This window comes from Sodalis sp. RH22 (assembly GCF_047324165.1).
GTDB lineage: Bacteria > Pseudomonadota > Gammaproteobacteria > Enterobacterales > Enterobacteriaceae > Acerihabitans.
The window spans coordinates 1,703,483-1,724,288 of sequence record NZ_CP178731.1 but is presented as its reverse complement, the minus strand read 5'-3'; the positions used below and the strand labels follow the sequence as shown (position 1 = coordinate 1,724,288).

Genomic DNA, 20,806 nt, shown 5'->3' with positions numbered 1-20,806 from the left:
CTAAACAGTGTCTTCAAACTGTACCCTATACAGTCAAATGGGCTGGTGAAATACAGGAGCATAATACCTTGCTTCGGGATACCGGCAAGGGATGAAGCATTGCTCGCGCATTATATTTAAATAAGGGGTCGTTATGGGCGTGTCGCGTCGCGGGTTTATTATGGGAATAGGCGGAGCTGTGCTGGCGGCCAATTCAATTAACCGTATTCTGGCGGAGGTCATTAATCCGCAAACTCTCATTGTGGGTAATATCCGCTACGGCATGATCCATGACGAAACCCGCTGCATTGGCTGTCGTGCCTGTGTCCGGGCCTGCCACAAAGTCAATAATGTTCCGGAGGAAGTCACACGGCTGGATATTCTGGATAACGGCACGTACCGGGAGATGGATAAAACCTCGCGGCAGTTCAAGCGTAAATCCTGCCAGCATTGCGATAACCCGCCGTGCGTTGCGGTTTGCCCTACCGGCGCTTCTTATAAAGACGCTACAACGGGCATAGTTGATGTCCACCACGATCGGTGCGTTGGCTGCCGGTACTGTATCGCCGCCTGTCCCTATCATGTCCGCTTCATCCATCCGCTGACGAAAACGGCGGATAAGTGCAATTTTTGCCGGGATACCAATCTGGCCGCCGGCAAGCCCCCCGCCTGCGTGGCGATCTGCCCGGTGAAGGCGCTGACCTTCGGTAATCTGGACGATCCCGACAGCGATATCGCCAAACTTATCGCCAGCAAAACGGTATACCGTGAAAAAGTATATTTAGGCACTCACCCCAAGCTCTATCATATCGCCGGCAAATTTGGAGAGATACGAGGATGAACACTGCGTTTCATTTCGCTACCCTGGTCTGGGATTGGCCCATTGCCATTTACTTATTATTAATAGGTATTTCATCAGGCATGGTCATCATAGCCGTTTTGCTTAAAAGGCAACTCCTCGTGGCAAATGCCGGCAGCGACGGCATTATCAAGGCGACGGTAGTTATTGCGCCTTTAACGGTTGTTCTTGGGCTGGTGATCCTTATTTTCCATTTGGCGCGTTCGTGGACTTTTTGGTATTTGATGGTGTTTTATAATCCCCATTCGGTTATGTCGCTGGGGGTAATGTTATTCCAGGTTTATATGGCGGCGCTCATACTCTGGATTATCGCCATCTATCAGCAATACCTCCTTGATATGATTAAATCAAGATGGCTGAAACGGATTATTTTTTTCATCGCGGGATGGGAACGCCGGCTTGATATGGCGGTATTTTTGTTGGCCATTCTGCTCGGGGTCTATACCGGCTTCCTCTTGCTGGCCCTGAAATCCTATCCGTTATTGAATAACCCGGTATTGCCTCTGCTTTTCCTGGTCTCCGGCCTGACATCAGGGGTGGCCATGGCGATATTTTGCGGACTGGCGTTCTGTAAACAATCGGTTTATTCGCCGTCCCTGGCTTTTATTCACCGACTGGAACCGCCGCTTATCTTGACCGAGCTTGGCCTGCTGGCGGTTTTCTTTATCGGCCTGATTTTTGGCGGCGGACAAAAGGAGGCCGCGGCATTAAATGCCCTGAGCGGTTTTTGGGGGGCCGTGTTTTGGCTTGGCGTGGTGGGACTGGGTATGGTATTGCCTATGGCTTTAAGGTTGCTGTGCGCAGGCCGTATCACCTCCCATAAAGTTTATTGGCTATCGATGTCGGGCGTCGCATTGTGCAGCGTGTTTATGCTGCGCCTGTTTATATTGTATGCGGGACAGATGGTAATGGCATAAATGAACAACTTAACCTGGCTTGTGAGCGTTGCATCATTAACTTTTTTTATGCAATCTTTGGATACCACCATGTTATATCTGGCTATCCCCTCCATGGCGCAGGCATTACATCAGTCCTCCCTTAGCATGGGGATGGTGGTGGTGTCTTATATGCTGACAGTGATGGTTTTTACGCCGGTATGCGGCTGGCTGGCGGATACATACGGCTATCGGCGAATCTATCTCTTAGCGTTGGGCTTATTTAGCCTTGGCTCGTTTTTGTGCGCCGCGGCGGATACGTTAACCGCCATTATCCTGGCGCGTTTTTTACAGGGCATTGGGGGAGCGCTAATGCTGCCGGTGACGCGCGTGGTCATTTTAAAAACGACCCTCCCGGCGGAAAAATTATCCGCCTTAAATAAGATCACGTTATTGGGGTTGGGCGGAACGCTGCTGGGACCGCCGCTAAGCGGACTGCTGATAACCACATGCTCCTGGCGCATGATTTTTCTGGTAAATATTCCTCTATGCCTGATCTGTGTCGTCCTGGCAAAAAAATATATGCCCGAACAGCTAACATCAAGTATGCGGGGAAAATTCGATACCATAGGATTTATGCTGGTGGTACCGGCATTGTTATTAATCTTGCTTGGCTTGTTGGGCATCGGTAAACACTATTTTACCGGAATGTGGGTAATTATATTCTTCCTAATAGCAATGCTGTTGTTATATCGCTATAAAAACCACCAAGATAATACCAATGATCCGCTATTCACTCTTTCGCTGTTTCGTCACAGAACCTTTGCCGTAGGCATAGCCAGTAATATTTGCGTGCGGATTTTTATAGCGTCGGTACCTTTAGTCCTGTCGCTGATGCTGCAACGGGAATTTAACTATTCACCGAGGGGTGTCAGTATCATTATGCTGTCGCTGGCGTCGGGTTCGATAAGCGCCCGGTTCCTGCTGCGCCCGGCATTGATATGGTGCGGCTACCGGTGTTTGTTGCTTATCGCGACGACGGTAAGTGCTGCGTTAATCTATTCTTTGACTCTTCCTGGGCTGAACGGTTCGCTGGATAGCGTCGTTATATTGATATTTATTCTGGGGGTGTTTACTTCTGTCCTGTATGCCACCATGAATACTCTGACGTTCAGCGAGTTAACTGATGAGACCTATCACGCCGGCAACAGCTTGCTGATACTGAGCCAGCTGCTTTCAATCATAATAAGCGTTACGTTAACATTTACGGTGCTTCATTATGTTAACTACGCCGCTAACGCCAGGGGGCTGGAAAATTACCATGTGTCATTTTTATTGATGAGTTTTGGTTTGTTTTTATGTTGCTTTATTTTTTTACGCCTGGATAAAAACGATGGCGATGTTTTTGTGCAGGAAACGCAGAAGTAATAACGCGGTTATTTAAAGAATAATCCTGACTGCCAGTAATATTAGGTAGTTATGACATCTGATGTTTTAACAAAATGTAATTATCGATGATAACCAGAGCCGGAAAAACAACGCGCTGATAACGCGCCCGGAATAGGGCATGCTATCGCGGTTGGGCCGTCATTGAATATATTCGTGGCCGGCCGTTTCCGTCCTATTACCTCAATGGGATAGAACAATGAAAATAACGCCTCATAATATATGGAATCGAATGCTATGTTCCGGCGCGATCGCCTGCGGCATAGCGCTGACGAGCAGCGCGGCGTTTGCCGCCAGCGACGCGGAATCTTCAGGACGGCCGCTGTCCGATGCCGGGGGATGGCTGTCGGAGCACGGCGTTACCCCACATATCATGGCCTCTCAGCTTTGGCTGGGCAACCCCAGCGCGGGGACTTCCACCGACGAGCAGCAGGCCTACACGATGTTTTTTGCCGGCGCGGATTTCGATCTCGATCGTATGGGATTCATACCCGGCGGCACGGTCCACTTTATGCAACTATGGGTGCCCTTCGCCCATAATACTCTCTATGGCAATAACGCCGGCGGCATGTTGGCCGGCGATCCGCCGCCCTATATCCCCAAGGTCTCGCATTTGCTGCGTTTCGGTTATGAACAGCAACTGTTTAACGATCGACTCTCCATTGAACTGGGCAAGAGCAATCCCGGCCAGTTTGTCGGTTTCAGCAACTGTAACGTGCCGTCGTCCTGTATAAATACCGTACTGAATAAAACCGCGGGGTTCGCCCCCGCGCCTTACGCCGGCTGGGGCGCACGCGCCAGCTATCACTTTACGCCGGCGCTGGAGTCCAATATCGGTGTCTGGCGTACCTACCAGGCGTTTCCGTTCACCAACGGCTGGGAACGGTGGGACGACGACTTAGATACCGGCAGTACCCTGCTGGTCGCTAATTTAGCGCGGCGCGCCAGCTGGCGGCAGGAGCCCTATCCCTTCAACTGGGAGGTCCTGGCGTTCCACAATAATTTGCAATACAACGATGCCTACGCCACGGTGAACGGCACCTCGAAGGTATACGACGGCAGCTCGGCGGTGATTACCCATAAAGGGGTTTCCGGCTTTTATCTTACGGCAAAAAAAGCCTTATGGCGGCGTGATGGCGGGGCCGATCCCCACAATCCCGCGCCCAGCGCCGTAAGTCTGCACGGCAGCTGGTCGCAAACCCTGCAATCGGATGCCTACACGGGAATAGCCACGTTGGCTGATGTCGGGCTTATCTGGTCGGGCCCCTGGCAGAGCCGTCCCGATGACAGCTACGGCCTGACTTTCCGCTGGGGCAGGCTGACGGATGGCGAACACCGTTATTTGCAGGATATGTACGATTCCCTGGGCGGAACGGGGTGGCAGGTGCCGCGTAACGAACAGCAGTTAAGTATCGACGCTTCCTTTATGCTCACGCCGGAGGTCAATTTAACGATGACCGGGTCTCGGGTCTGGAACAACACCAATTACCAGTATGCCTATACCAACGTCAAACCAGAGGATGGCTACACATTCTGGATCCAGGTCAACGTCATGCTGGAAAAACTGCTTGGTCTGTGAGGGCTGCGAACAGGGAAAACTGCCGGCCCGTCCTGGCGCCGGCAAAATGTGTTTACGGTTATCATTGCTGATGGCAAATCATATTCGTATCCGTACCGAACCTTCTGCGTCCCAGCCCCAGGGATTGCATTTTCCTGACGATGGTGGGCTGGGATACGCCCAGGGCGGCGGCAATATGATAGGTGGTTTTATATTTATCCTGGGCCAGCGCTAATACAGTCCTTTCAATTTGCGACAGAATATCCGGCAGGGTATGGTTAAGGCGCAGTTGCCTGGCGCAAAAATTCAATGCTTCGTCATCCAGATGGTCAGGTTGCGGATGCTGTTCATTCTTGCATAGCAGCGGAGAGATGATTTCTTCGGTAATGAAATTTTCCTCGGAACAAATATACAAATATTCAATGATGTTTTCCAGTTCGCGGATATTGCCCGGCCAGGCGTAATTGACTAACAGTGTCAACGTCGGGGCGGGGAATCTGATTATTCTGTTATAAAGAGCATCAAATTTATGCAGGAAATATTCAGTCAGTAACGGAATGTCGCTTTTTCTTTCCCGTAAAGGGACGAGATGAATCGGAATAAGGTTAATGCGGTAAAAAAGATCTTCACGGAATTTTCTCTCGGCGACTTTTTTATCCAGATCGGCATTGGTGGCGGCAATGACGCGGACATTAAGTTTGACAGGTTTAGTTCCGCCTAAGCGGACGATTTCTTTTTGCTGCAAGACGCGTAACAATTTCGCCTGGGCCTCGAAGGGTAAATCGCCGATTTCATCCAGGAATATTGTTCCGCCGTTGGCCTGCTCAAAAAAACCGGCTCGTCCTGAACCGGCGCCGGTGAATGCGCCTTTTTCATAACCGAAAAGCTCACTTTCTATAAGGCTGACCGGTATTGCCGCACAATTAAGCTTGATAAAAGGCCGGTCTGCCCGCGCGCTTAGTTTTTGGATATTCTCAGCCACCACTTCTTTACCTGTGCCGGATTCTCCGCGTATTAAAACGGATGCATCTGTTTTTGCGACCCGCAGCATAATCCGCTTCAGTTCTTCCATCGGTCTGCTGACACCGATAAAATTAGCGAAAGGTGGGGAAGCCGGCCCTGTTATTTTTTCCAATGGTTCATGATAGGATTCGAATGAATAAATCGGATAGTTGAATTTGGCATGCAGTTTCTGGAAAAAAGATTGCGCATACAAGATAGACACCACATGTTCAATCTCGTTTTCCTCATCAAGCACCGGCATACCTGACACAAAAGCCATTTTTTCCGGTAACAGATGATGAACAAAAAACGCCATGGCCTCTTTCTTTTGTTTGAGGACTTCGGTGGTAATCGCGCTTTTGAAATATTTTCCTTCTTTAATAATATCGTCAATGCTCCGGCCAAGGATGGCATCAGCCTCTATGATGGGGTTTTCACGCAGGTAAGCCAGGTTGATATATTCCGTTACGCCGCTGGAGTTGGTTATGTAGATAGGGCATTCCAGGGTATCGACGATTTTCTTGAAATCTATCCCAGCCTCGTTAGCCGTTTGGAGAAAATTTGCGCTGGACATGATGGGCCTCTTGAAAACCGGTGATGGTAAAACAGACTATACCGGCTCAAGGAACCAGCGAATGTTAGATCAAGTTATAAATAAATTTGATGGCTGGATATGTGAAAGAAATCACATATCGTTCCGGTATTAAACAGCATTTTTATTTATGTTAAGAAGTCATAAATCAGAGGTAAAGATATTGAAATAAGATCCAGCATATTAGGCAAAAGCATCTCTTTGTCTTTTATATTGGCGATCGATCGGGCTTCCCATCGCCTCCATGGGCGATAGGTGCGCACATCGCCGCGCCCCATCAGGGCGCCCGCCATCAACCGGCAGGCGGATGCGCCACCAGACGCAGGAGCGTGACTTCAGACGGTGCGGCCAGTCGTATCGGCGGTCCCCAATAGCCCGTGCCGCGGCTGGTGTATACCCAAAGATCGTTGAGCTTGTCCAGCCCGTGTACGAACGGCTGCTGCAAACGGACAAAGAACTGCCACGGCAGGAACTGGCCTCCGTGCGTGTGGCCGGACAATTGCAGCGTGAAGCCCGCTTCCGAGGCGGCCGTCGCAGAGCGTGGCTGGTGGGCAAGCAAAAGCCGGAACAGAATATCGCCAGGGGCGCCGCGCATGGCTTTCTGCGGATCGCTTGCGTGCGCCGGGTCGAAGTTGCCGCCGCTGTAATCCGTCACGCCCGCCACGATGGCGCGCGCGCCGCCGTGGTTAACCACCACATGTTCGTTCATCAACACCTGGAAGCCAAGCCGGCGAAACTCAGCGATCCAGGTATCCGCGCCGGCATAATATTCATGATTGCCTGTGACGAAGAAGATCCCGTGCCGCGCCGATAACGCGCCAAGGGGGCGGGTATCCGCCTCGAGCTGCGGCACGGATCCATCGACGACATCGCCCGTCACCGCAATCAGGTCCGCTTCAAGCGCATTCACGGTTGCGACGATTTTCTCGACATAGCCGCGTTTAATGGTCGGGCCGATGTGGATGTCGCTGATCTGCACGATGCGAAAGCCGTCCAGCCCCGCCGCCAGTCCCGCGATAGGGATGTCGATATTTTTCACCGGCGCATTCCTGCGCGCGTTGTAAACGCCCAACAGCGTGAGGAGTATGGCAACGAGCGGTACGCACAGCGCGCTGACGGCGGTGAACTCCGCCGTCGCCGCAGTGACGCCCGGCAAACTGTCCACGGCATGCAGCAAAAGCAACACTATATCGCGCAGCGCTGTCAGCACCAGCAGCGACGAGAAGAAACCCATCGTGAGTAATCCCGCCCACGCCAGCCGGTCCGACAGCGGCTGTTTTTTTATATTGCGCGCGGCCATGCCGACCGGGATCAGCACAGCAGACATCGCCAGCAGCAGCGCCGCGAGCCATTTGAATGGCGTGCCGACAGGCAAGGCGGCAATGAGCCGCACGCCGATATACACATGCAACAGCGTGACTATGCTGATGAGGCGAATGAAAAATGCGGAACGGAGCATAGATAATCTTTCCTTGTTACATGATATCACCTCTCTCAGGATAGCCGAATTCACTCTCCCGCGTCAGCGTCTGACGTTATCCCCCAGCGGGCGGCGGGGCACTGCTGACGCCGTTTAAGGACGTGCAGATGCCTGACGGTATAGCCGGTTATGACGGCACAGAGACGGCCGGCGGGCATAGGCCGGGCCGGCACAGGAGGGCAATGGTATTGTGAAGGAGATCAAATAATAGTTAAAACACGGTTTCATTTTTTTATAGTTCGGTGGAGAGTGCTCAGTGTTTAACGGGAAAAGTAGTGTCTAGTGTCTAACTATTCCTTCCGGGCATCGTTTCTCTTACGGATTGTCACCATGACCATGTCAGCAAAAGATAAACTGTACCAGTCCATATTGACCCATTATTCGGGCAATCACAGCGGTTTTACCGCGCTGGATTGCGCGAATTTAGTGCCGATCGGCCGCAGTGTAATCAGTCATTATCTCAATCGGTTATGCGATGATGGGAAATTAATCAAAGAAAACACCCGGCCCGTACGTTTTTTTGTCAATACGGCACAAACACGATCCGTGCTGGCGCGGGTGGAAAAAAAAGCACTGGATGCCTTCAGCCGTCTGATTGGCGTTGAGGGAAGTCTGGCGCAAGCGGTATTAATGTGCCGCTCGGCGGTAGATTATCCCACCGGCGGTCTGCCGGTGCTGCTGGCCGGTGAAAGCGGGGTGGGTAAAAGCCATCTCGCCAGCGTGATATATGACTACGCGCTGGAACGGGGCGTTATCGCGGCTGATAAACCGCTTATCGAGCTGAATTGCGCCGATTATGCCAATAATCCTGAGCTATTGTCCGGCACATTATTTGGTTATATCAAGGGGGCGTTCACCGGCGCCGACCGGGAGAAGCGCGGCGCCTTCGATGAGGCGGACGGCGGTTTTTTATTTCTTGATGAAGTCCACCGGCTCTCCGCCGAAAACCAGGAAAAGCTGTTCCTGTTTATGGATAAAGGCTATTTCTACCGCCTCGGTGATAATCGTACCCGTCGTCCGGCCAGCATTCGGTTTATTTTCGCCACCACAGAAAATATTGATACCGTGTTGCTCAATACTTTCCGCCGCCGCATCCCGGTGCGCGTCACGCTGCCGAATTTCATCTCACGTCCGCTCACTGAACGGGTGGCGCAGGTCGAGTATTTTCTGCATTGCGAGGCACGCAGCCTGGCAAGGGATATTCATCTGGATGCCGCCCTTATGCATCAACTGGTCATGTCGCCGATCAGGGGCAATATCGGCGAATTGAAAAACCAAATTAAGGTGATGTGCGCCAGCGCATGGAGCGACGGGGATAACGCGAAATTTATCACCCTGAATTCGCCGCACCTCCATTCCGGCGGCGGTGAAATGCTGCTGATTTCCCACCGTGACCGGGCCGGTGACGTTGATGTGTCGATGTTGCTGCCTAAAGCGATGCGCGATGACGTCATTTTTAAAGAGTTCTGCCACAGCGGCAATACGCTGTTGCTCAATCGCAAGCTGGAACAATTGCTGACGACGATCGGCGGCGTTCTGAATCCGGCCTCGCCTTACAGCGGTTATGTCTGGCAAAACACCATGCATGCCATCAATGAGCTGGAGAACTTAACCGGCCTGACGTTCAGTCAGGATCACCGCAAAGCTGTCTGGCTGTGCCTGAATTACGCGTTACATCATGCCGGCGGCGCAGCACAGGCCGATGAGCTGCGGGCGATAACCGATTATGTTTCCAGCAAGGCGCGGTTGCTGGCCGGTGAGTGCGTAGACCTGTTGCGACAGCACGTCGTTAATGAGGCTTTTTTACTGTTGCCGCCGCTGCTCGGCAGCGCATTTAACACCCTGGCCGGTGACGATGACCTCATCCAGGGGGTGATTGTTTCCCACGGACGCTCCACGGCGTCCAGTCTGGCGGGTATCGCCAATCAGCTGACCGGCGGTTATATATTTAAAGCTTTCGATATGCCCAACGCGACCTCGACACGCGAGATCATTGATATGCTGATCAAGCACCTGGACGCCATCAAGCAGAGCGCCGGATTGATAATCCTGGTGGATATGGGGTCGCTGAAGGCGATTTATGAGGAAATAAAACTCCATCTGCATGGCGAACTGCTGGTGATCAATAACGTCAGCACCGCCATGGCGCTGGATATTGCCTCAAAGATCCAGTCACGCCTGGCGATGAAGGACATTATCGACAGCGTCAAAGGCGCCTATGAAGTGGAAACCCGCTACTACGCCGGCGTGCTGCCGGGAAATAAAATTATCATTACCTGTATTTCCGGCGAAGGCATCTCGCACAAACTCAAAGATATCGTGCAGCGTTATCTGGCCTGCGATCAGATTGATATCGTCACTATGGAATATGACGATGTGAAATGGAAAATCGCCCGCTCTGACCCGGCGCTGAACGGCACGCGGCTTATTATCACTACCACCGATCTGGATGCGGGCTATATTCCGCTGTTAAGCGTGGAACAACTGATTAAAGAGAAAACCGCCGTATTGCGCCGCGACTATTTTACCGATCTGCTGACCTCGGACGGACTGGAAACAATGATTGACGAGGTGGTTAAATTATTTACTGTGGAAGGCGTTGCCGGCAGGCTTAACTTTCTCAATCCGGTGGTGATCATTGATGAGGTGGACGCGGTCATTAAGCAGTACGAATCCTTTTATAAAATACATTTCGAAAGTTATCTGCGCATTAATTTATTTATGCACCTTGCCCTAATGATTGAACGCGTCATGGTCAATGCCGGGATGCGTAACCGTGATGACGCGCAGCTAACCGCTGACCAACACGCCTTTGTCGCAGGGCATGACACCTTTTTCCTGGCGCTGAACCGCAAATATCACATCGCGCTGCCCGTCACCGAGGTTCTGATGATTTATGAAATCATGGAGCCCTGGATCGCCCCACAGCCGGCGTGACCCTGTCCTTTGGCCTTGCGGCATACTTTACCGTCGGGCACATGTTTCCACACTCGGTTTTCCAGTGCTTTAAACAGAAATATTAGTGTGGAAAACAATAATTAATCCTTTGTTTTTAAACAAAATTTATTTAATGGCATAGCTCTTGCATTGCCAGGGCGGGTTATCAGTAATCATTTAAGGAAAGCGGAATGCGAGAGGTCTTTATCGCCAGTCATGGCCAGTATGCTAAAGGCATTATTTCCGGGCTTGATTTACTTATCGGCAACGATCATGGCGTCACTCCCATATGCGCTTACTGTGGCGACATTGGCTCCACGGCTGATTTGACACGGCGCTTCAACGCTATCGCGTTGGAAGCGGCGCGGCGCGGCAATGAGCTGGTGCTGTTTACCGATATGAAAGGCGGTAGCGTTAATAATACGGCGATTCAAGTGATGATGAATTTTCCCCATATGCATGTGATTAGCGGCGCTAACCTGATCATGCTGATGGAGTTCTGCATGTCGGAACTCGCGGAAACGGCGGCGCGCATCGCGGAAGCTATCCATATGGCCACCCAGGCCATGCAGTATATGAATACGCTGCCGGAAATTGTCAGCGCGCGCCAGAATCTGGGCGGCGCTAACCGCGATGATGATGATTTCTTCGCCGCGGAGGAAAAGCAATGAGCGTCGTGCTTGAATCCCTGGACCCGCGTTACGCTGCGGGGCAATCCTATTTGACGCCGGCATGGCTGCAGGCCGCGATTGGCGACGTGCTGAAAAGCATCGATGCCATGTTGCCGCGTTTTACCGCCACGTTCCCAGCGGCCAGCGCGCGGGACGGGCGTTACCCGGCGGTAGAGAAAGTGGACTGGACCGAGGGCTTTTGGACCGGCCTTCTATGGCTGGCGTGGGAGGTCACCGGTGACGACAAATACCGCCGCTGCGCGCAAGGGCTGCTGGTAAGCTTCGAGGAGCGTCTCGACCGGCTGATCAAAGTGGATACTCACGACCTGGGTTTTCTGTATCTGCTTTCCTGCGTCAATGCCTGGACGCTGACCGGCAATGAACGTGCGCGCGACCTGGCGTTACGCGCCGCGGAATTTCTGTACCGCCGCTTTAACCCCACCGCAGGCGTTATCCAGGCGTGGGGGGATTTAAGCGATCCGGCGCGCCAGGGGCGCATGATTATCGACTGTAATCTGAATGTGCCGTTGCTGTTCTGGGCGGCGAACGAAACCGGCAACCGGCAGTGGCGGGAGGCGGCCCGATGCCATTTGGCGCAGGCTTCACGTTATCTGGTGCGCGACGACGCCTCCACCTTTCATACCTTCTACCTGGATATCCACAACGGGCAACCGTTGCGCGGCGATACCCATCAGGGGGTCAGCAATGATTCCTGCTGGTCGCGCGGGCAGGCTTGGGGGATGTACGGCTTTGCGCTCGGCTTTAATCACACCGGCGATGCCGCCTATACCGAGCTGTCGCGCAAGCTGAGCCACTACTTTCTTAACCGCTTGCCTGATGACTATGTCTGTTATTGGGATTTGATATTCAAGCCGCAGGACCACGCATTCCGTGATACCTCCGCCGCCGCGATCGCGGTGTGCGGGCTGGCCGAATTACTGAAACAACTGCCGCTCAGCGATCCGCTGCGCCCCGCTTATATCAACGCTATCGGCCTGATGATGCGCAATCTGCACCATCATTATTTCGCGCATCATGAAGATGGCCTGCTGCGCGAGGGGGTATACAACCATGGCCGCAATATGGGCATTAATGTGCCTAATCTCTGGGGCGATTATTTCTATTTCGAAGCGCTGGTGCGCCTATCCCGTATCTGGACACCCTACTGGTAAAGACGAATAACAGGAGAAAAAAACATGATTTCATTGGTTCGTATTGACGATCGATTAATCCACGGCCAGGTGGCGGTGGTATGGACTAAGCACCTGGGCGTGAACCGCATTCTCGTGGCGAACGACCAGATCGTGGCCAACGACGTGCAGAAAATGTCGCTGCGCATGGCGGCGCCGGATACGGCGAAATGCGCCATCATGGCGGTTAAGGACGCCGGGGATACCCTTAACGATCCGCGCTCCGCGGACATGAAAATCCTGGTGATCGTCAACAATGTGGCCGATGCCCGCCGCCTGATTGAGCAAGTACCCGCCATCAAGCACCTGAACGTCGCCAATTACGGACGTATCACCGATAACCTGGCGGCTAAAACCAAAATCAGCGACACCGTTTATGTGACGCCGCAAGACGTGGCGGATTTCCTCGCCATTGCCGGGTGCGGCGTAAAAGTGGACTACCAGGTGTTGCCTTCCCACCAGGTGAAAAATCTCATTGAGATGCTTAATAACGCCTGAAAAGCGAGGACAGTATGTTAACTCCGGCATTACTTGTTGCTCTGGTGATGTATATCGCCAAATTCTTCGACCACACCCTCGGCCAGCCGTTAATTGAACGTCCGCTGGTCTGCGGCGCCATGGTGGGATTGGTGTTGGGCGATTTTCAGCAGGGCATCATTATCGGCGCCAGCCTGGAACTGATTTTCCTCGGCACCATCACTATCGGCGGCTCGGTGCCCGCCGATCTGGCGGTGGGTTCGGTGCTGGCCACCGCCTTTACCATCCTGACCCATGCCGAACCGGCGGTGGCCGTGGCGCTGGCATTGCCGATAAGCCTGCTGGCGGTGTTTGTCTACCAGGTGCTGAAGCTGGTGTACACCGCTCTGGTGGAAAAATATGACGCCCTGCTTGAACAGGGCCATGATCGCGCGGCGCTTGGCCTGACCTTCGGCATGACGATGTTTTATGGCGTGCCGTTTGCGATCATCGCCTTTTTCGGCGTGCTGTTCGGCACCGACGTTATCCGCAGCCTGGTGGAGAACATCCCCGGTACCGTGATGCGCGGCATGACCGCGGTGGGCGGCATCCTGCCGGCGCTGGGGTTCGCCATCCTGCTTAGAGCGCTTTGGCATCGCAATATCGCCGCCTTCTTTTTTATTGGTTTTGCGCTGGCGGCGTATTTGAAACTGCCGATCATGGGTATCGCCATTATCGCCGCCTCCATAGCGGTTTACCTGTGCTTTAACGAATTCAATCAACTCAAATTAAACAAACAAAACGCCGGCAATGCGCATGCGGTTTCCGTCGACGATAAGGATGGGTTCTTTAATGACTGATATCCAGATAAGAGACACTGTCGCCTATAGCAGCGATAAAGACGAAAAGAAAATGTTCCGCCAGTTATTTATCCGCCAATTCCAATTGCTGGGGGCGATGAATTTTACCCGCATGGAGGGCTTGAACTATGGCTGGGCGCTGGCGCCGATGCTGCGCAAAATCTATCCAGAGCCTCATCGCTATCTGGATGCGCTTAAGCGCAATAGCCAATTTTTCAATACTAACCAGCATCTGGCGCCGTTTATTATGGGTTTGACGTTATCGATGGAAAAGGAGAATGCCGGTAATCCGGCATTTGATACCTCGAGTATTAACGGCATTAAAGTGGCGCTGATGGGTCCATTTGCCGGTGTAGGCGACTCATTTTTTTACGGCGTGCTGCGTATTATCGCCACCGGCATAGCCATTGGCTTGTCTTCGCAGGGTAACCCTCTCGGGCCGCTGTTGTTCCTGCTGATATACAACATTCCCAGCTATTTGATTCGATATTACGGCGGGGTCATGGGCTACCGGCTCGGGTCGAAATATATCGCCGAGGCCACCCAATCTGGGCTGCTGGGGTGTATCACTAAGGCGTCCTCCATCATGGGGTTGATGATGGTAGGGGCGATGAGCGCCTCGATGGTAAAGTTCACCACCACGTATAAAACCACCATTGCCGGGCAGCCATTCGTGTTGCAGGAGATCCTCGATAAAATTTGCGTTGGGTTGATTCCGCTCCTGCTGGTGCTGGTTTGCCTGCGTCTGCTGAATAAAAAGGTCAGCCCGAACAAAGTGCTTATTGTCCTGATTGTGCTTGGCTTCGCCGCCGCCGGCATCGGCATTGTCTAACCCCCATCCCCTTTTCATGCGAAGAGGGGATGACTTATGGACTCAGGATATGCTTTGTCACGCCGCCTGCTTTTCCAACCAGCCTGAAAAATTTTTGCACGTTTTCTCCCGTGGCCGTTGGCAACGGCTTTCCGCGCTATGCCGGCTTTACCCGCGTATCGTGACGCAGGATATGCTGGCGCAGGAATTACCAAAGCTGGCGCAGGTTGAGGTGATCTTCTCAAGTTGGGGAATGTTTCCACTGAGCGAACGGCAGCTCGATCAATTACCAAAACTGAAAGCGGTGTTTTACGCCGCCGGGACGACGCAAACGTTCTCAGCGCCATTGCTGTCGCGGGGGATAACCGTGGTCAGCGCCTGGCGGGCCAACGCCGTGTCGGTGGCGGAATTTTGTCTGGCGCAGATCCTGCTGGCTTGCAAAGGCTATTTCCGTAATCATCGCGACTATGGCGCTCCCGCGGTATTTGATGACCTGAGTAACCGGCATCCTGCGCCCGGCGCTTATGGGGAACAGGTGGCATTGCTCGGCGCCGGAGCGATAGCACAAACGTTAACCGGCTTGCTGGCGCCATTCGAGCTTGACGTCGTCAGCGTGCCGTCGCGCGCTGCGCGCCGGACGGTATCGCTGGAGCAGGTGTTTGAAACGGCGTTCGTTATCAGCAACCATCTGCCGAATCGTCCCGATAATGTCGGCGTGCTGAATGGGAGTTTGTTTCGCCGCATGCGCCCTGGGGCGGTGTTTATCAATACCGGGCGCGGCTTACAGGTGAATGAGCCGGAGCTGATTGAGGTATTCAGCCGGCGCCCGGACCTTACCGCGTTGCTGGATGTCACCAAACCGGAACCACCCGTGGCCGATTCGCCACTCTACCAACTGCCGAATATCCAATTAAGCAGCCACATCGCCGGCGCGTTGAATCATGAAACCCAGCGCCTGGCTGACTGTGTACTGGCGGAATTCAGTCGTTGGCTACAAGGAGAAGCCCTTTGCCATCAGATAATGACATAACCGCTGCTGCGAGAGGTAGCTGCTATCGCCTGGTCGTTTTTGATCTGGATGGTACGGCGTTGACCCCGCAAAAAAAACTCACCCCGCGGTTCAAAGACGCGGTACAGCGCGCAGCCAAGCTTGGCGTCACGATCGCCCTGGCCTCGGGACGTTCATTGGACAGCGTGCGCAATGTGCTGCGGCAATTACCGTTGGGCGATATGCCTGGTTACGTCATCGCCTGTAACGGCGCTATTATCTGGAGCCAGCAACAAAGACAGTGTATTGCCGAGGAATGTCTCGACCACCGCGATGTCCTGATATTGAGTCAGCTCGGCCGGCGGTTGGGGTATGCCTGCTATATGCTCGAAAATAATCAGCTACTGACTGATTTTCCGCTCACCTCAGACGCGGGCGGGCATCTGTTTAGTCAACTGCCGGTGATGACATTGCCAGACGGTTGGCAGAATACGCCGCGCCGCCCGCCAAAAATGATGTTTATCGAGCAAAAGGAAAAAATCGACGCGTTACCGATATTGATCCCTGCGGATATCGCCGGATGCTATCATTTTGTTCGCAGTGAGCCTAACTATTATGAAGTGATGAAAAAGGGCGTACATAAAGGTTCCGCCTGCCGAACTTTGGCCGCACGTCTGGATATTCCAGCGAGGCATATTATCGCCGTGGGCGATGAACAAAATGATAAAGAAATGCTTTTCTTTGCCGGCGTAGGGGTGGCAATGGGCAATGCTGCGCCAGAAATAAAATCACTGGCCGATTGGGTGACGGATAATAACGAACATGATGGGGCGGCAAAGGTTCTTGAGCATTTTGTTATTAACAGTAAATTATTTGAGTGTGATTAGGTTCAAATTTAGTGTTGATGATTGCCCTGAGTTTTTTAAACACAATGTTATAGCGGGCGTATTATTTTTGGAGTGTAGAAAAAATAACGATATATACAAATAACCCATTGTAAATAAAGCAATTAATAATCTGGCATAACAATTGCTTTATTGTCATGTCGGCGAAAAGTTTTAACTTTATTTCTTTTAGCCGATAAGGATAAGGTAATGAATTTTTTGATGAGATAAATAATATCGTTGTCATTTAATAAGCTGATACACGGAATGGCTGTTTCCGTGGGTCCCTGTTTATCACAAATGATCAAACAAAAATAAGAGCAGGATAGAATATGAAAAAAATAACTTTTCTGGCCATAGGTCTGCCTGTGGCCTGCTGTACCCTGAACGCCATGGCATCCGCTACCTGGATCGATAACCGTTATGCACATACCACCGCATCAGAGAAAAACCAGTATAAAATTGGCGCCGGTCATATTTTTGATAATGGGGCTGGTGTGCTGGTCTCGTCAATGTATGATTTGGGCCAGGATTTCGGTCAGTTGAGAAGTTCTTTTCAGGAATATGAGGGATGGTATCCGGTACCTTTAGCCGATAAATGGAGTATTACCCCAGGCGGCTTAACGGATATTGATAGTGGCGGCACCAAACTGGCGCCCTATGTCAGCCTGGATTATAAATTCAGTAAAGTTTTTAATGTATCAACGCGTTATCGTTATAATCACATGACCCACCAGGAAAGGGACTATAATAATGAAATGGATTATAATGATAGTCATCAAATTGATCTGTTCCTGAACTATCAGGCCACGGATAAATTATGGCTACAGCTTAATCCTGAGTTTTTCATTAATACAGGCGATTATTATGCTTCCAATGGTAAAAAAACCCATTGGGAACCGAGCATTGTCGCCCGTTACCGTGTTAATCAGCATTGGATGCCCTATGCGGAAGTGGCATGGCTGGACCAGGATCAAAATAATGATAATCAGGTGCGGTTCCGTTTAGGAATTCGCTATTATTTATTCTGATAAAGGGGGTGGGTGAGCGGCCCACCCAAACGCTATGAGAGTAAAACAGGTGGCGCTATTATTGGCGCCGGGATTTGAAGAGGCCGAGGCGATTATTATCCTTGATGTGCTAAAGCGGCTTGATATAGCGGTAACCATGCTGGCCTGCTGCGCCACTCGCACGCTGGTCAGCTACCACGGCCTGCATGTAACGGCTGATGCGTTAATCAGCGAAAGTCCAACGGCGCTGTACGACGCGGTCGTGATCCCGGGCGGCCCCCTCGGGGCGCAAAACCTCGCTGAGAACCAGGCCGCGATCGATTTTATTCGTCGCCATGATAATGCGGGAAAATGGCTTTGCCCGCTATGCTCAGCGGCCGCACGCGTCCTTGCCCCGCATAAGCTGTTAAAAGGACGCCGTTATGTCTGTTCCGGCACTTTGTCGGCTACCGTTACTGACGGCGTGTATGTCGACGCCCCGGTAGTGGAAGACGGTAATTTATTAAGTGGACGGGGGCTGGGGACGGCGTTCGATTTTGCCTTTTCCATTGCAATGCGTTTAACCGGCGATGAGGCGCGGATACGCCGGCAGGCCGAACATATTTACCATCGCTTATCCCTTGGGCTGTAGCGTCTGTGGGGCGGATTTACCGCCCCCGGCGTTATTTTTTCTTAACTGTAAAATAGTCAAAGTGGATATTTCCGTTGGAATGGTGATTCGTTGAAGCCGCATAGATACCCATTTTAGCGCCGACCCATTTTCCCGCGCCGGCGGAAAACCGTGGCGATACCGTTGCCCAGGCCTGCCCTGCGGCGTGATAGCGGAAATGGCAAATCCCGTCATCGCCGACATCGCAGGCCAGCGCCAAAACCCGATAATCGGTGACATCAGCGACCGGCACCCTGTGCTCCGTCAAGATACCGCGCTCGCTTATCCAGCCATGGCGCAAGCCAAGCCATAGGCGCTTTTGTTCTAGATACAGCGTCAGCGCGGCGTAGCGTTCTCCATAAACCATCAGCCCGCCTTCATCCCCGGGTTGCAGAAAGTGCGGGGTAACGCCGCAGCACACGGAAAAACGGACGGCTGGAAATTTCTGCAGCAGGAGCTGTGGCGTCGTATATAACGCCGGTACGCCATTCCAGGCAGCTAAGGGCGCGCAGCGCAGCCGTAGCCCCGGCCGGCCGGGGCTTATCCAGTCGTCAGCGGGATTGGCCTGCCATTGCCACTGCTTACCGGGGCGGCCGTCGGCAAAATCATCGCTGGACTGGATTTCGCCGGGGCAGTAAGGCAAATCGGGTATCGGATGTATGAGCACCGGTTGCCCTTTGCCGGGTTCGTCGCTGGTCTCGCCGATCAGCGGCCAGCCGTCGTCGAGCCAACGCAGCGGCTGCAAATGAACTATCCGGCCATACAGGCCTTTATCCTGAAAATGGAGAAACCAATCCTCGCCATTCTCCAGCGCCACCCAGCCCCCCTGATGTGGACCGTTAACAGAGGTGTCGCCCTGGTGCAGTACATCGCGACTTTCCCACGGCCCCTGAAGGCGGGCGGCGCGCAGCACGGTTTGCCAGCCGCGTTTTACTCCGCCGGCCGGAGCGAATATCCAGTATTCGCCTGCGCGTTTGTACAGCTTTGGCCCCTCAAGCGTCGGATGGGAGGGCGTGCCGTCAAAAATAATCTGCCCGTCATCCAGCAAACGCGAGGCATCCGGCGCCATCTCGATTAACTGAAGCTTATTTTTGATGCCGCTGCGGCTATAGGCGAAGGCATGGACCAGCCAAGCGCGGCCGTCGTCATCCCAGAACGGGCAGGGATCGATCCAACCGGACACTTTTTGCAGGCAATGCGGCGCGCTCCATTCCCCCAGCGGATCGGTGCTGTGACAGACAAAAATACCCTCGTCCGGGGTACTGAAAAAAACCCAATAGCGCCCGGCATGATAACGAATACTGGGGGCCCAGATGCCCTTGCCGGGTTGCACTGCGTTATAGCTGGCAAACGGCAGCCGCGGCACCACATGGTTGACCAGCGTCCAGTGGATCAAGTCGCGCGAGTGCAGCAGGGGCAGGCCGGGAACGTGATTAAAACTGGACGACACCAGCCAAAAATCGCCGCCGGTCCTGATGATATCCGGGTCGGCATAGTCGGCGTGGATAATGGGATTTTTATAAAATAAAGACATTGGCCTGTTCGCTGTTGTGTAGAACCTGACAGGATGAGAAGCAATTTTTACGCCAAGAATTAAAATTCATATATATCAATATATTGAGATTTGTCATGACCAGTAATCGCCCTGGGCGGCCTTGTGTTGAATGCCTGCGCCTTACAACTTACTCGCGAAAACTCAGCGTGACCTTAAATGCCGCGGCCGGGGAAACAACAACCCTGTTATGGGTTGCGCTGAACCGGATATCTCCTTTCTCCAGGACGGCTCTTACCTGTGCCAGGGACGATACCCGAAACTCCAGTGCGCTCATTCTCGTTTCCCCGGCGTAATCCTCCGGCAGGGCGATAAACGCCTGTCTGGCTTGCTCGGGAGTGATAAACCGCAGCCGGGTTTTCCCCGCCTGCAGGAAATATTCCCCGCCCATTTTGCTGAACTCATGTTGCGGCCCGAACAGCTGCGCATAGATCTGCATGGCGTTTTCCGTATCGTCCGCCACCATCACAAACCCGCAGAGATCCTGCACGCCATTCGGATGTTGCTGCCACGCTGGCTGCCATACCGCATCGGGCGTCAGATGCTGGCAGAAAAAACTGAAACCGTTGGGGATCCGGCGGGCATCGATACGGGTGATGCAAAACCGGGCTTCAACAATGCGGCTATCGGGCAGGGTAACCCGGCGGGAAAAAACGGTCGGCGGCTCGGCTGCCAGCCGGCAGGCTTGTAACTGCTGAAAGACCGCACCGGCATCGCCCGTTTTCCAGACCAGACCGGCTAAGCCCAACGGCGGTTGCCACAAACCTTTAGCGGCGCCGGTGTTATCTTGTTCATAGCCCAGCAGTTCCAGGTAGTTTTCGCCAAAAATCGCCAGATGATTACTCGAACCCATCGAGTGATGCCCGCGTGCGGTCAACTGAAATCCCAGGCGGAGAAATAACGCCCGCGCGTCGTCAAGATGATCGTCAACATTGATCACCGCGTGATCGATCACCGGGGTTAACTGAGACATAGCCTATTCTCCCAATCTGTTTGTATTGGCGTCG

18 protein-coding genes are annotated in these 20,806 nt (G+C 52.9%); 14 read left to right on the top strand and 4 right to left on the bottom strand.

From position 1 onward, the window contains the following. Window positions 1–133 precede the first annotated feature (133 nt). From ACL2XN_RS07860 to ACL2XN_RS07845, 4 genes are all read left to right on the top strand, one after another. Window positions 134–820, top strand: coding sequence for a 4Fe-4S dicluster domain-containing protein (locus ACL2XN_RS07860; protein WP_410015543.1), 687 nt, complete (start codon window positions 134–136; stop codon window positions 818–820). Further along, on the top strand, window positions 817–1,755 hold the full coding sequence (gene nrfD / locus ACL2XN_RS07855) for a cytochrome c nitrite reductase subunit NrfD (protein WP_413730601.1): 939 nt from the start codon (window positions 817–819) through the stop codon (window positions 1,753–1,755). The genes ACL2XN_RS07860 and nrfD overlap by 4 nt, the downstream gene beginning before the upstream one ends. After that, window positions 1,756–3,141 (top strand): MFS transporter, encoded by a 1,386-nt coding sequence (locus ACL2XN_RS07850; protein ID WP_413730600.1) that lies wholly within the window; start codon window positions 1,756–1,758, stop codon window positions 3,139–3,141. It begins immediately after the preceding gene. A 250-nt stretch (window positions 3,142–3,391) separates the two neighbouring features. Continuing rightward, window positions 3,392–4,738 carry a carbohydrate porin gene (locus ACL2XN_RS07845; RefSeq protein WP_410015540.1) on the top strand — a complete coding sequence of 449 codons (1,347 nt, stop codon included), beginning with the start codon at window positions 3,392–3,394 and terminating at the stop codon, window positions 4,736–4,738. Window positions 4,739–4,799: 61 nt separating this feature from the next. Here ACL2XN_RS07845 and ACL2XN_RS07840 read toward each other — a convergent pair whose 3' ends face one another. Together ACL2XN_RS07840 and ACL2XN_RS07835 are read right to left on the bottom strand one after the other, a co-directional pair. Continuing rightward, complete coding sequence (locus tag ACL2XN_RS07840; RefSeq protein WP_413730599.1) at window positions 4,800–6,293, bottom strand: sigma-54 interaction domain-containing protein; 1,494 nt, start codon at window positions 6,291–6,293, stop codon at window positions 4,800–4,802. A gap of 310 nt (window positions 6,294–6,603) precedes the next feature. Next, window positions 6,604–7,770: a metallophosphoesterase gene (locus tag ACL2XN_RS07835; protein WP_413730598.1), complete on the bottom strand. Its 1,167-nt coding sequence runs from the start codon at window positions 7,768–7,770 to the stop codon at window positions 6,604–6,606. Between the two features lie 351 nt (window positions 7,771–8,121). Between ACL2XN_RS07835 and ACL2XN_RS07830 the strand changes: the two genes are divergently transcribed. From ACL2XN_RS07830 to ACL2XN_RS07785, 10 genes are all read left to right on the top strand, one after another. Then, window positions 8,122–10,728, top strand: coding sequence for a sigma 54-interacting transcriptional regulator (locus ACL2XN_RS07830; protein WP_413722554.1), 2,607 nt, complete (start codon window positions 8,122–8,124; stop codon window positions 10,726–10,728). A gap of 191 nt (window positions 10,729–10,919) precedes the next feature. Further along, window positions 10,920–11,399: a PTS sugar transporter subunit IIA gene (locus ACL2XN_RS07825; protein WP_410015536.1), complete on the top strand. Its 480-nt coding sequence runs from the start codon at window positions 10,920–10,922 to the stop codon at window positions 11,397–11,399. Continuing rightward, window positions 11,396–12,571 carry a glycoside hydrolase family 88 protein gene (locus ACL2XN_RS07820; protein WP_413730597.1) on the top strand — a complete coding sequence of 392 codons (1,176 nt, stop codon included), beginning with the start codon at window positions 11,396–11,398 and terminating at the stop codon, window positions 12,569–12,571. The genes ACL2XN_RS07825 and ACL2XN_RS07820 overlap by 4 nt, the downstream gene beginning before the upstream one ends. 24 nt (window positions 12,572–12,595) lie before the next feature. Next, window positions 12,596–13,087, top strand: a complete 492-nt coding sequence (locus ACL2XN_RS07815) for a PTS system mannose/fructose/N-acetylgalactosamine-transporter subunit IIB (protein ID WP_413730596.1) — start codon at window positions 12,596–12,598, stop codon at window positions 13,085–13,087. A gap of 14 nt (window positions 13,088–13,101) precedes the next feature. Continuing rightward, window positions 13,102–13,905 carry a PTS mannose/fructose/sorbose/N-acetylgalactosamine transporter subunit IIC gene (locus ACL2XN_RS07810; RefSeq protein ID WP_413728574.1) on the top strand — a complete coding sequence of 268 codons (804 nt, stop codon included), beginning with the start codon at window positions 13,102–13,104 and terminating at the stop codon, window positions 13,903–13,905. Beyond that, complete coding sequence (locus ACL2XN_RS07805) at window positions 13,898–14,737, top strand: PTS system mannose/fructose/sorbose family transporter subunit IID (RefSeq protein ID WP_413728573.1); 840 nt, start codon at window positions 13,898–13,900, stop codon at window positions 14,735–14,737. The genes ACL2XN_RS07810 and ACL2XN_RS07805 overlap by 8 nt, the downstream gene beginning before the upstream one ends. Before the next feature lie 49 nt (window positions 14,738–14,786). Continuing rightward, on the top strand, window positions 14,787–15,746 hold the full coding sequence (locus tag ACL2XN_RS07800) for a hydroxyacid dehydrogenase (RefSeq protein WP_413722555.1): 960 nt from the start codon (window positions 14,787–14,789) through the stop codon (window positions 15,744–15,746). Then, window positions 15,725–16,591, top strand: coding sequence for a Cof-type HAD-IIB family hydrolase (locus ACL2XN_RS07795; protein WP_413722556.1), 867 nt, complete (start codon window positions 15,725–15,727; stop codon window positions 16,589–16,591). Before ACL2XN_RS07800 ends, ACL2XN_RS07795 begins: the two co-directional genes overlap by 22 nt. Window positions 16,592–16,920: 329 nt before the next feature. Then, window positions 16,921–17,619 carry an oligogalacturonate-specific porin KdgM family protein gene (locus ACL2XN_RS07790; protein WP_413722557.1) on the top strand — a complete coding sequence of 233 codons (699 nt, stop codon included), beginning with the start codon at window positions 16,921–16,923 and terminating at the stop codon, window positions 17,617–17,619. Window positions 17,620–17,653: 34 nt separating this feature from the next. Beyond that, window positions 17,654–18,229, top strand: coding sequence for a DJ-1/PfpI family protein (locus ACL2XN_RS07785; protein ID WP_410015528.1), 576 nt, complete (start codon window positions 17,654–17,656; stop codon window positions 18,227–18,229). Window positions 18,230–18,260: 31 nt separating this feature from the next. Here ACL2XN_RS07785 and ACL2XN_RS07780 read toward each other — a convergent pair whose 3' ends face one another. Together ACL2XN_RS07780 and ACL2XN_RS07775 are read right to left on the bottom strand one after the other, a co-directional pair. Then, entirely contained in the window at window positions 18,261–19,781 is a 1,521-nt protein-coding gene (locus ACL2XN_RS07780; protein ID WP_413730595.1) for a glycoside hydrolase 43 family protein, read from the bottom strand. A gap of 148 nt (window positions 19,782–19,929) precedes the next feature. Next, window positions 19,930–20,772 (bottom strand): VOC family protein, encoded by an 843-nt coding sequence (locus tag ACL2XN_RS07775; RefSeq protein ID WP_413730594.1) that lies wholly within the window; start codon window positions 20,770–20,772, stop codon window positions 19,930–19,932. Window positions 20,773–20,806: the final 34 nt, after the last annotated feature.